We start from the raw sequence: 12,065 nt of genomic DNA, 5'->3' as shown, positions 1-12,065 counted from the left end.
GGTCAGTCGTCCGAAACCGCGTGGTGGAACCCGTAGTTGGAGGTCGTCAGGCCGCCGTCGACATGCAGGGTGGTGCCGGTGATCCAGGCCGCGTCGCGCGAGGCGAGGAAGGCGACGGCGGACGCGATGTCCTCCGGTTCGCCGACCCGGCCGAGCGGGTAGAGGGTGGCGGCCCGTGCGAGGTCGGCGTCCCGGCCCGCCCAGGCGTCGGTGCGGACGGTGCCGGGGGCGACCAGGTTCACGCGGACGCCGCGCGGTCCGGCGTGGCCCGCGAGGGTGCGGGTGAGACTGGCGAGGCCCGCCTTGGCGGCGCTGTAGCCGTGGTTGCCGAAGTACTGCTCGCCGTTGACCGAACCGATGTTGACGATCGCGCCCCGGCCCGAGGCCACCAGGTGCGGGAGGGCGGCACGGGCGCAGCGGTAGGGGCCGGTGAGGCTGACGTCCAGGTCGCGCTGCCAGGACTCGTCGGGCTCGTCCTCGAAGAGCGGGGCGTCTCCGGAGCAGGCGTACGCGTTGTTGACCAGCACGTCGAGGGTGCCGAAGGCGGTGACGGCGTGGGCGACCGCCGCTTCGACGGCTTCCCGGTCGGCGACGTCGCAGGCGAACGCCTCGGCGGCGCCGCCCGTTTCACGTATCGCCCCGGCGGTGCGGGCGGCCCGTTCGCCGTCCAGGTCGGTGACCAGGACGCGGGCGCCCTCCGCGGCGAGGCGACGGGCGGTGGCCGCGCCGATGCCCTGGCCCGCTCCGGTGATGAGTACGCCGTGTCCGGCGAACCTCGGTCCTGTTCCGGTGGGTTGAGTGGGTGTCATAGCGCCGACCGTACTGCCCTGATCAGTGCCTGGGCACGGGGATCGGCGGTGACTCCCTTCTGCAGGCCGTTGGTGACGTAGCCCAGGGCGATGCCCGATTCGGGGTCGGCGAAGCCGAGCGAACCGCCCCGGCCGGGGTGGCCGAGTGAGCCGGGGGCCAGGAGCGGGGCCGCCGGTCCGTGCAGCATGTAGCCGAGGCCGAAGCGGGTGCTGACGACCAGGACCCGGTCGGGGCCCGCCGATTCCTCGGTGCGGGCCAGGGTGAGGGTGGCGGGGGCGAAGAGGCGGTGGCCGTCGACCGGGCCGATCATCGCGGCGTAGGCGCGGGCCAGCGCGCGGGCGGTGGAGATGCCGTTGGAGGCGGGGAGTTCAGCCGCCCGGTAGCCGGGGTCGTTCTCGTCGGGCAGCGGGTCGATGGCGCCGAAGGCGCGGCGGGTGAGGGACCGCGGGTCGCGGTACGCGTCGGTGACGGAGCGCTTGGGGCGCATCCGGAGCACGCCGCCGTCCGACGTGCCGGTGCCGGTGGGCGGTTCGACGGGTCCGATCCGGCCGACCCGGTGCGTCTCCTCCGCCGGGAGGCCGAACCAGAAGTCCAGGCCGAGCGGGCGGGCGATCTCCTCGGCGATCCAGCGGCCGACGGTGCGGCCGGTGACCCTGCGCACCAGTTCGCCGATGATCCAGCTGTAGGTCTGGGCGTGGTAGCCGTGGTCGGTGCCGGGTTCCCACTGGGGGCGCTGGGCGGCGACGGCCTGCGGCCCGGTGATCCCGTCGGCGGCCTCGGAGGGGGTCAGCGGGCAGTCGAGGGCGGGGATTCCGGCCCGGTGGGCGAGGAGGTGGCGGACCAGGACGCGTTCCTTGCCCGCGGCCTTGAACTCGGGCCAGTACGTGCTGACCGGGGCGTCCAGGTCGAGCTGGCCGCGCTGGTGGAGCAGCAGCGGTACGGCGGCGGCGATGCCCTTGCCCGCCGAGCGGACGACCTGGACGGTGTCCACGGCCCAGGGTTCGGTGCCGTCGACGTCCCTCGTACCGGCCCAGAGGTCGGCGACCTTGTGGCCGTCGCGGTAGACGGCGACGGCCGCGCCGCGTTCACCGCGCTGCTCGAAGTTACGGATGAAGGCATCCCGTACCGGCTCGAATCCGGCCTCCACCGTGCCGCGTACGTCCACGCCCACGCCTGCTCCCGCGCTCCCGCTCATCCCTCCATGGTGCACGCCTCCAGGGGCGGGGCGCGTATCGGGGGCGGGTCGGTTCACCGCCGGGGCACGGTCACCGAGCGCGGGTCGAAGCCGAAGGGCAGTTCCAGCCGGTGGGCACGCATCAGCGCGTCGTCGCAGAGCAGGTCCTGGGTGCGGTCGTCGGCGGTGATGACGCCCTCGCTGAGGATCACCGAGCGCGGGCAGAGCTCCAGGGCGTACGGCAGGTCGTGGGTGACCATGAGCACGGTGACGTCCAGGTCCCGCAGGATGTCGGCCAGTTCGCGCCGCGAGGCCGGGTCCAGGTTGGAGGACGGCTCGTCCAGGACCAGGATCTCCGGCCGCATGGCGAGGACGGTGGCGACGGCGACGCGGCGGCGCTGGCCGAAGGAGAGGTGGTGCGGCGGCCGGTCGGCGTACTCCGCCATGCCGACCTGCTTCAGCGCCTCGGTGACCCGCTCCTCCAGCTCGGCGCCGCGCAGCCCGGAGGCGGCCGGGCCGAAGGCGACGTCCTCGCGGACGGTGGGCATGAACAGCTGGTCGTCGGGGTCCTGGAAGACGATGCCGACGCGGCGGCGGATCTCGGCCAGGTTCCGCTTCTCGACGGGGAGCCCGGCGACCCGGACGGTGCCCGCGCCCGCGTCGAGGATGCCGTTGAGGTGGAGGACGAGGGTGGTCTTCCCGGCGCCGTTGGGGCCGAGCAGGGCGACGCGTTCGCCCCGGCCGACGGTGAGGTTCACCCCGAAGAGGGCCTGGTGGCCGTCGGGGTAGGCGTAGGCGAGGCCGCTGACTTCGAGGGACGGCGCGGCGGGGGCGGTGAGCTGGCTCATAGGGTCCATCCCAGCAGACAGACGGCGAGGGCGAGCAGGGGGAGCACCGCGGCGTGCGCCCACTGGGCGCGGGAGGCGGTGACCTCGTCGATGACCGGCATGGTGCCGGTGTAGCCGCGGCTGACCATCGCGAGGTGGACGCGTTCGCCGCGCTCGTACGACCGGATGAACAGGGCGCCCGCGGTCTTGGCGAGCACGCCCCAGTGGCGTACCCCGCTCGCCTCGAAGCCCCGGGAGCGGCGGGCGACCGACATCCGGCGCATCTCGTCGGTGATGACGTCGCCGTAGCGGATCATGAAGGAGGCGATCTGGACGAGCAGCGGCGGGAGCTTGAGCCGCTGGAGGCCCAGGAGCAGGGCGCGCAGTTCGGTGGTGGAGGCCAGGAGCACGGAGGCGGCGACGCCGAGGGTGCCCTTGGCCAGGACGTTCCAGGCACCCCAGAGGCCGGGAACGCTGACGGACAGGCCGAGTACGTGGGTCTGCTCGCCGGGCACCACGAACGGCATGAGCAGCGCGAACGCGACGAACGGCACCTCGATGAGCAGCCGCTTGAGCAGGAGGCCCGCCGGGATGCGGGCCAGGGCGGCGACCGCGCCGAGCAGCACCGCGTACAGCCCGAAGGCCCAGACCGCCTCGCGGGGGGTCAGGACGACGGCCACGACGAAGCAGAAGGCCGCGGCGATCTTGCAGTGCGGCGGCAGCCCGTGGACGGGCGAGTGGCCGTGCCGGTAGAGCTTGTGCGCGTGCCCGGCGCCCATGTCAGACCGTTTCCCTGTCGTGAGCGGGGGCCTCGGGGGTGTCCTGGGCGCGGCGGCGGCGGATCACGTAGAAGACTCCGCTGCCGACGGCGACGGTGGCACCGACCCCGATCACTCCGGCGAGGCCGCCGGAGACGCGGGCGTCGGAGACGTTCTTGACGCCGTAGTCGGCGAGCGGGGAGTCCTTGGCCGCGTGTTCCTCGGTCTTCTTGTCGATGCCCTGGTCGGCGGCGACCTTCTCCAGGCCGTCCGGGTGGGAGGAGGCGTAGTACGAGACGAAGCCCGCCAGGACGAGCGCGGTCACCAGGCCGGTGGCCCAGAGGCCGCGGTGGGAGCGGGCGGCGGGAGCGGGGACCGGTGCGGGAGCGGCGGGGGCGTCGACGAGTTCGCCGTCGACCCGGAGCTTGAGCGCGGTGGTGAGGCCGCGGGCGCCGTGGACGAGGTCAGGGCGTACGGCGATGACCGCGCCGACGGTCAGGGCGGTGATCAGGGCCTCGCCGATGCCGATCAGGACGTGGACACCGACCATGGCGGTGAACACCTTGCCGATCGGGATGTCGGTGGTGCCGCCGATCCAGTAGAGCAGCGTGAAGGCGGCGGCCGCGGCGGGCACGGAGACCAGGGCGGACACGAACGAGGCGACGGTCACCGAGCGCCGCGTCCCCGGCAGCACCTTGAGCAGCCCGCGGAAGAGGGCGTAGGCGACGACGACGGTGACGACGCCCATGTCGAGCACGTTGACGCCGAGCGCGGTGAGGCCGCCGTCGGCGAAGAGGATGCCCTGCATCAGCAGGACGACGGTGACGCAGAGCACCCCGGTGTACGGCCCCACCAGGATCGCCGCCAGCGCCCCGCCCAGTAGGTGCCCGCTGGTCCCGGCCGCGACCGGGAAGTTCAGCATCTGCACGGCGAAGATGAACGCGGCGACCAGACCGGCGAGCGGCGCGGTGCGCTCGTCCAGCTCGCGCCGGGCGCCCCGCAGGCTGACCGCGACCGCGCCCGCGGCGACGACGCCGGTGACGGCGGAGACGGGCGCGTCGATGAATCCGTCGGGTACATGCATGAGGGCTCCGCTCCCTGCGGTCCGGTGCCGCCGCGGGCGCCGTGGGCGCGACACGGACGGCAAGGCTGAGAATGTCGTGAACCGCTCAATGATAGGGCCTTATTGCGAACTCTTCGCAAGAGCGCATGCCTCACACCTGCTCAACGCCATCCCGAGGGGGCCCCTTGGGAAAAATATGGGACATTGGATGGCAAAGCTGTACGTATAGGAGGAGTCGTGCCATGCCCCCCGTGATCCACGAGCAGGCCGACGCCTGGCTCGTCAACGACACCCCCGACCTTCCGGCGGTCCCGGTCGACCTGCTGTACGACTCCGAGAAGGACCCGCGCACCATTCACGTCTCGTTCCCCGGCGGCGCCGACTGGGCCTTCGCCCGCGATCTGCTGGAGGGCGGGCTGACGGCCCCCACCGAACGCGGCGGCGTCCGGGTCTGGCCCTGCGGGCGTACGCAGCTGGTGGTGGAGGTGCGTTCGGCGGAGGGCGTGGAGGTGGTGCAGTTCGACAGCGCGCCGCTGATCCGCTTCCTGGACCGCACCCACGCCTGATCCGTCCGCGCCCGGCACGTGTCCGCACCGGCACGCTTACGGCCCGTGTCCCACCGGGCTGGTGGGACACGGGCCGTACGGGCCGGTGGCGGACGGGTCGCACGCGGGGCGGCGCGCGCTCGCCCCCGGTGGCGGACGGGTCAGACGCGGGTCAGCTCGCGCTCGTTCCCGGCGCCTTCACCGGAGGTCTCGCCGAGCTGCTTGCGCAGCCCCTCGCCCTCCACGTCCACGTTCGGCAGCAACCGGTCCAGCCAGCGCGGCAGCCACCAGGCACGGTGGCCGAGCAGGGCGAGGACGGCGGGCACGATCGCCATCCGGACCACGAAGGCGTCGAAGAAGACGGCGATGGCGAGCGAGAAGCCGATCATCTTGACCATCTGCTCGCTGGAGCCGATGAAGCCCGCGAAGACCGCCATCATGATCACGGCCGCGGCCGTGACGACCCGGGCGCCGTGCCGGAAGCCGGTGACGACGGCCTGGCCGGGCTTCTCGCCGTGGACGTACGCCTCGCGCATCCGGGTGACGAGGAAGACCTCGTAGTCCATCGCGAGGCCGAAGACCACACCCACCATGAAGATCGGCATCATCGACATGATCGGACCGGTCTGCTCCACCCCGAAGAGCGAGCCGAGCCAGCCCCACTGGTAGACCGCGACGACCGCGCCCAGGGCGGCGACCACCGAGAGCAGGAAGCCCAGGGCCGCCTTCAGCGGCACCAGCACCGAGCGGAAGACCACCATCAGCAGCAGGAAGGCGAGGCCGACGACGAGTGCCAGGTAGGGCAGCAGGGCGTCGTTCATCTTCTGCGAGAAGTCGATGTTCATCGCCGTGGACCCGGTGACCAGCAGCTCGGCGCCGGTGTCGGACCTGATGTCCTGGCCCGCGTCCCGGATCGCGTGGACGACGTTCTCCGTCTCCACGGAGCTCGGCCGGTCCTTGGGGATCACGGTGACCATCGCGGCGTCACCGGCCTTGTTGAACTGGGCCGGGGTGACGGCGACGACCCCCTTCATGCCCGCGATCTCGTCCGTGACCCGCTTCGCGGCGGCCTTGCCGTCCGAGCTGTCCGCGGTGTCCACGACGACCATCAGCGGCCCGTTGAAGCCGGGGCCGAAGCCCTCGGAGAGCAGGTCGTACGCGCGGCGCTGGGTGGTGCTGGTGGGCTGCGAACCCTCGTCGGGCAGGCCCATCTCCAGGGACGCGGCCGGCACGGCGACGGCGCCGAGGCCCAGGACGCCGACCAGCAGCACCCACACCGGACGGCGCAGCACGAAGCGGGCCCAGCGGGTGCCCATGTTCGGCTTGGCGTCGGGGCGCTGCTCGGCCTCGGCGGCCCTGCGCGCCTTGCGGCCCATGACCAGCTTTCCGGCGAAGCCCATCATCGCCGGGACCAGGGTGAGCGCGATGAGGACCGCGATCACGACCGTACCGGCCGCGGCGAAGCCCATCTTCGACAGCATCGGGATGTTGACGACGGCGAGTCCGGCCAGCGCGATGACGACGGTGAGTCCGGCGAAGACCACCGCGGACCCGGCCGTGCCGACGGCCCGTCCGGCCGCCTCCTCGCGCTCCCGGCCCTCGGCCAGCTCGGCGCGGTAGCGGGAGACGATGAACAGCGCGTAGTCGATGCCGACCGCGAGACCGATCATCATCGCCAGGATGGACGTGGTGGACCCCAGGTCCAGCACGTTCGCCAGCGCGGTGATCGTCGAGACGCCGACGCCGACCCCGATCAGCGCGGTGAGCAGCGGCAGCCCGGCGGCGACCAGTGAGCCGAAGGTGATGACCAGCACCACCGCCGCGATCGCGACGCCGATGATCTCGGTGGCGCCGGTCTCCGGCATCACCTGGAGCGCGTCACCGCCGATCTCCACGGTCATCCCGCTCTTCTGCGCCGCGTGGCCCGCGTCCTCCAGGGCGTCCCGGGTCGCGTCGGTCAGCTCCATCGAGCTGACCTTGTACGAGACCGAGACGTACGCCGTGGTGCCGTTCTTGCTGACGGCCCCGGCGGTGTACGGGTCGCTGACCGAGGCGATCTGCGCGGAGCCCGCCTTCAGGTCGGCGACCGCCTTGCCGACCTCGGCCTTGTTGGCCGCGTCGGTCATCTTCTCGTGGCCGGGGGCCTTGAAGACGACCCGGGCGGTCGCGCCGTCGGCGCTGGCCCCGGGGAACCGCTGTTCCAGCAGGTCGAAGGCGCGCTGCGCCTCCGTGCCCGGTATCGAGAAGGAGCTGGAGGTGGGCGTCGACGCGTAGGCGGCGCCGCCTACGGCGCCCGCCAGCAGCACCACCCAGATCAGGGCGGCGTACCAGCGGCGCCGGAAGGCGAGCCGTCCGAGTCGGTAGAGGAATGTGGCCACGGAGGGGTACTCCCAGGTCGGGTCGTGGGCGGAAGAGGGCGTGCGGTGCCGACCCGACGACGAGAGCGGCGTGTCAGGCGGACCTGGGGAGAGGGTCGTGAGGGGTCGTACGGGGCCGGGCCGCGCGAGAGCGGGCCCGGGGGGAACCGGACCGCTCGGGACAGTCCGGGAGGCCGGGCCGCGCGAGGGCGGGCCCGGGGGTCAGGCTCCGAGGGCGGGGAGAACCACGGAGTCGACGTAGTCAGTCAGGAACGCCTGGTCGACGGAGCGGTCCTCGACCAGCTGCCGGGCGGCGAAAGCGCCGATCAGCATGTGCGGCACGTACGCCAGCGCCGGATTGTCCGGACGCACCTCGCCCCGGTCCACGGCTCGGCGCAGCAGCAGGTCGAGACCGGTGATCTCCGGCTCGATCAGCAGCTCCCGCAGGGCCTGGTGCAGATCGGGATTCTCGTGAACGGCATGGCTCAGACCCCGCATCAGCGCGGAGTCCTTCTCCATCTGGCAGTCGTCGGTGAGGCTCAGCACGGCGTGGAAGTCGCCGCGCAGCGAGCCGGTGTCGATCTCCACGAGGGACACCGGCTTGTTGTGCCGCAGAGCCTTGACGACCAGCTCGGGCTTGCTCCCCCACTGGCGGTAGAGGGTGGCCTTGCTGGAACGGGTGCGGGCGGCGACGGCGTCCATGGTCAGCGCGTCGTAACCGACCTCGCGGAGCAGATCGAGCACGGCGGCGTAGAGCTCACCCTCACGCTCGGGCGTGAGCCGGGTACGCGCCATGTCGGCCTCCTGTTCTCGTACTCGTACGTCAGCGGGTTTCGCACACCAGTCAGTCGAACGAAACTGTTTCGTACACATCGACGGTAACCCCTCCACCGAACGAAACGAAACCGTTTCGCTTGTGTTCCGCACCACAGCCGCCCCACAGCCGCCCCACAGTGCACAAGCCCCCAGCCGCCCCACAGCCCACAAGCCCACAGCCGCGCCACAGCCCGCAGCCGCGCCCTAGCCGTGGCCCCGGCCGCGCGCCGCGCGCCGCGACGCGTGACTCGCCGTGTGCCGTGACGCGTTCTCACCGCCGCGCCCCGGCCCGCCCGGCACCAGGAGTTGCCGGGGCCGTGCCGCGCGGAAAGCATGGGAGGGTGAGTGACGACGTCGCGTATCTCCGTTTCCCGCACCTCCACGACGATCTGCTGTGCTTCGCGGCCGAGGACGACCTCTGGGTCGCCCCCCTCGCCTCCGGGGGACAGCGGCCCGGCCGCGCCTGGCGGCTGACCGTCGACCGGACCAGGGTCGGCCACCCGCGTTTCTCCCCCGACGGCAGCCGGATCGCGTACACGACCTGGCGCAGCCTCGACCCCGAGATCCACCTCGTACCGGTCGACGGCGGACCGGCCCGCCGGCTCAGCTACTGGGGCTCGACCGACACCCGGGTCTGCGGCTGGACCCCCGACGCCGGGGACGCCGCCCAGATCCTCGCCGTGTCCTCGCACAACCAGCCGTTCTCGTACGTCTCCTGGGCCTACAGCGTCCCCACCGACGGCAGCCCCGGCGGAAAACTGCCCTGGGGCCCGGTCTCCGACATCGCGGTCAGCGACATCGACGGCGAACGGCGCACCCTGCTCCTCACCGGCACCCCGCCGCACGAACCGGCCGCCTGGAAGCGCTACCGGGGCGGTGCGACCGGCCGCCTCTGGCTGCACGGCAAGCGGCTGCTCCCGGACATCGGCGGCCACCTCGCCTCCCCGATGTTCGTCGGCGGCCGGATCGCCTTCCTCTCCGACCACGAGGGCGTCGGCAACCTGTACTCCTGCCGCCCCGACGGCACCGGCCTGCGCCGCCACACCGACCACGACGCCTTCTACGCCCGCCACGCCTCCAGCGACGGCCACCGGGTCGTCTACCAGTGCGCGGGCGAGCTGTGGCTGGTGGACGACCTGGCCTCGCCGGACGCGGTACCCCGGAAGCTGGAGGTCCGGCTCGGCGGCCCGCGCACCGGACGGCGCCCCTACCAGGTGCCCGCCTCCAGCCACGTCGACTCGCTGTCCGTGGACGAGACGGGCCGCGCCAGCGCCGTCACCGTACGCGGCAGCCTCTACTGGCTCACCCACCGCGACGGCCCCGCCCGCACCATCGCCGACACCCCGGGCGTCCGGGTCCGGCTGCCCGAGATGCTGGGCAGCGTCGGCCAGGTCGCCTACGTCACGGACGCGGAGGGCGAGGACGCCGTCGAGATCGCGTACCTGCCCCGCGCCAGCGGCGACCGCGCGCCGCGCAGGCTGGCCTCCGGCCTGATCGGCCGGGTGCACGAGATGATCGCCGACCCGGAGGGCGAACGGCTGGCCATCGCCACGAACGACGGCCGCCTGCTGCTCCTGGAGACCGGCGAGGACGCCGAGGACGGCGGCGAGCCCGCCGAGCTGATCCGCTCCATCAACGGCCCCGTCCGCGACCTGGCGTTCTCCCCGGACGGCGCCTGGCTCACCTGGTCGCACCCCGGCATCGGCCGCTCACTGCGCCAGATCAAACTGGCCCGCATCCTGGGCACCGGGGCCCCGGCGATCGTCGACGTCACCAACGGCCGCTTCGAGGACGAGAACCCGGTCTTCACCGGCGACGGCCGCTATCTCGCCTTCCTCTCCTGGCGCGGCTTCGACCCGGTGTACGACGTCCACACCGGCGACCTCTCCTTCCCCCTGGGCTGCCGCCCCTACCTGGTGCCGCTCTCCTCCGCCACCCCCTCGCCCTTCGCGCTGTCCCCCGAGGGGCGCCCGGCGGCGGGCGGCCTCGACCCGGCCGACGACCTCCCCGACACCGGGGCGGGCGACGGCCCCGCGCCGGTCACCGTCGAGTTCGAGGGGCTGGAGAACCGGGTGACGCCCTTCCCGGTCTCCGCGTCGAAGTACTCGGCCCTGTACCCGGTGAGCGGTGGCGGCCTGGTCTGGCTGCGCTGGCCGATCTCCGGGGCGCTCGGTGAGACCTTCGCCAACCCGGCCGACATGTCGGGCCGCCCCACCCTCGAACACTTCACCATCTCCAAGGCCAAGAAGACCGAGCTGGTCGGCCACCTCGACTGGTTCGCGGTCAGCGGCGACGCGAGCCGGCTGGTCGTCATGGACGAGGGCGAACTGCGCGCGGTGCCCGCCACCGAGCCCGGCGACAACGACTCGACCGTCTACCTCGACCTGCGGCGCATCCTGCACGAGGTCGAACCGGCGGCGGAGTGGCGGCAGGCGTACGCGGAGGCCGGGCGCATCATCCGCGCGTACTTCTGGGAACCGGACATGTGCGGCATCGACTGGGACGCCGTGCTCGACCAGTACCGCCCGCTCGTCGAACGGGTCGCCTCCCCCGACGACTTCGCCGACCTGCTGCGCGAGGTCCTGGGCGAGCTGGGCACCTCGCACGCGTACGTGACACCCGCCCGCCGCAACGAGGGACCTCCGCACTACCAGCGGGCGATCGGCCTGCTCGGTGCCAACCTGGTCTGCCGGGACGGCGCGTGGACCGTCCGGCGCATCCTGCCCGGCGACTCCTCCGACTCCAAGGCCCGTTCCCCGCTGGCCGGTACGGGAGTCCGGGAGGGCGCCGTCCTCACCCATGTGGACGGCCGCCCCATCGACCCGGTCACCGGCCCGTACCCGCTGCTCACGGCGGCGGGCGGCACCACGGTCGAGCTGACCTTCCTCCCGGCGGGGGGCGGCAGCCTGCCCCGCCGGGTCGCGGTCGTCCCGCTGGTCGACGAACGCCCCCTGCGCTACCAGGACTGGGTGGCCAAACGCCGCGAGGTCGTGCGGGAGCTGAGCGGAGGCAAGTGCGGCTACCTGCACATCCCGGACATGGGCGGATCGGGCTGGGCGCAGTTCAACCGGGATCTGCGCATGGAGGTCTCGCGCCCCGCCCTGATCGTCGACGTACGTGGCAACGCGGGAGGGCACATCAGCGAGCTGGTCGTGGAGAAGCTGACCCGCACCATCCTCGGCTGGGACCTGACCCGCAACGCCCAGCCCGTCAGCTACGCCTCCAACGCGCCCCGGGGCCCGGTGGTCGCCCTGGCCGACGAGGCGACCTCCTCGGACGGCGACATGATCACCGCCGCGTTCCGCCTGCTGAAGCTCGGCCCGGTGGTCGGCCAGCGGACCTGGGGCGGGGTGGTCGGCATGACCGGCCGGACCCGGCTGGGCGACGGCACGGTGATCACCGTGCCGATGAACGCGGCATGGTTCGACACCTACGGCTGGTCGGTGGAGAACCACGGCGTCGAACCGGATCTGGAGGCCCTGCGCACCCCGCTCGACTGGGCGGAGGGCCGTTACGCGGTGCTCGACGACGCGGTCCGCATCGCCCTGGACCTGCTCGCCGCCCAGCCGGCGGCGGCCCCGCCCACGTACGAGGACGTCCCGGACCGGCGCCGCCCGCCCCTGCCCCCGAGATAGCCGCGATCCGGCCTCGATCCGGTCTTATCCGGTCCGTTGTGAACAGAAGGCCCCGGCCCGCGGAATCTTTCACTCCGCCT

At 72.7% G+C, this 12,065-nt stretch carries 9 protein-coding genes; 2 read left to right on the top strand and 7 right to left on the bottom strand.

The genetic code is table 11. From position 1 onward, the window contains the following. Window positions 1-2 precede the first annotated feature (2 nt). From ACFVWY_RS20975 to ACFVWY_RS20955, 5 genes are all read right to left on the bottom strand, one after another. Window positions 3-809: an SDR family NAD(P)-dependent oxidoreductase gene (locus ACFVWY_RS20975; protein ID WP_389874477.1), complete on the bottom strand. Its 807-nt coding sequence runs from the start codon at window positions 807-809 to the stop codon at window positions 3-5. Further along, window positions 806-1,975: a serine hydrolase domain-containing protein gene (locus tag ACFVWY_RS20970; protein WP_389874682.1), complete on the bottom strand. Its 1,170-nt coding sequence runs from the start codon at window positions 1,973-1,975 to the stop codon at window positions 806-808. Before ACFVWY_RS20970 ends, ACFVWY_RS20975 begins: the two co-directional genes overlap by 4 nt. 83 nt (window positions 1,976-2,058) lie before the next feature. Continuing rightward, a complete protein-coding gene (locus tag ACFVWY_RS20965; RefSeq protein WP_389874474.1) occupies window positions 2,059-2,832 on the bottom strand; it encodes an energy-coupling factor ABC transporter ATP-binding protein in 774 nt (257 codons plus the stop codon). Beyond that, window positions 2,829-3,590 (bottom strand): cobalt ECF transporter T component CbiQ, encoded by a 762-nt coding sequence (gene cbiQ / locus ACFVWY_RS20960; RefSeq protein WP_389874471.1) that lies wholly within the window; start codon window positions 3,588-3,590, stop codon window positions 2,829-2,831. Before cbiQ ends, ACFVWY_RS20965 begins: the two co-directional genes overlap by 4 nt. Before the next feature lies 1 nt (window position 3,591). Then, window positions 3,592-4,653, bottom strand: coding sequence for an energy-coupling factor ABC transporter permease (locus ACFVWY_RS20955; protein ID WP_389874468.1), 1,062 nt, complete (start codon window positions 4,651-4,653; stop codon window positions 3,592-3,594). Between the two features lie 221 nt (window positions 4,654-4,874). Here ACFVWY_RS20955 and ACFVWY_RS20950 point away from each other — a divergent pair, with 221 nt between their 5' ends. After that, on the top strand, window positions 4,875-5,198 hold the full coding sequence (locus ACFVWY_RS20950) for an SsgA family sporulation/cell division regulator (RefSeq protein ID WP_389874466.1): 324 nt from the start codon (window positions 4,875-4,877) through the stop codon (window positions 5,196-5,198). A 140-nt stretch (window positions 5,199-5,338) separates the two neighbouring features. Here the strand turns inward: ACFVWY_RS20950 and ACFVWY_RS20945 are convergent, their stop codons facing one another. Both ACFVWY_RS20945 and ACFVWY_RS20940 read right to left on the bottom strand, forming a co-directional pair. After that, window positions 5,339-7,555: an MMPL family transporter gene (locus ACFVWY_RS20945; RefSeq protein WP_389874463.1), complete on the bottom strand. Its 2,217-nt coding sequence runs from the start codon at window positions 7,553-7,555 to the stop codon at window positions 5,339-5,341. Between the two features lie 201 nt (window positions 7,556-7,756). Beyond that, complete coding sequence (locus tag ACFVWY_RS20940) at window positions 7,757-8,329, bottom strand: TetR/AcrR family transcriptional regulator (protein WP_389874460.1); 573 nt, start codon at window positions 8,327-8,329, stop codon at window positions 7,757-7,759. A 362-nt stretch (window positions 8,330-8,691) separates the two neighbouring features. Between ACFVWY_RS20940 and ACFVWY_RS20935 the strand changes: the two genes are divergently transcribed. Continuing rightward, window positions 8,692-11,985 carry a S41 family peptidase gene (locus ACFVWY_RS20935; protein ID WP_389874457.1) on the top strand — a complete coding sequence of 1,098 codons (3,294 nt, stop codon included), beginning with the start codon at window positions 8,692-8,694 and terminating at the stop codon, window positions 11,983-11,985. Window positions 11,986-12,065 lie beyond the last annotated feature (80 nt).

This window comes from Streptomyces sp. NPDC058195, assembly GCF_042883525.1.
In the GTDB taxonomy this organism is placed as follows: Bacteria; Actinomycetota; Actinomycetes; order Streptomycetales; family Streptomycetaceae; genus Streptomyces.
Note: the sequence above shows the minus strand (reverse complement) of the source record. Positions and strands in the feature narration are given on the sequence as shown.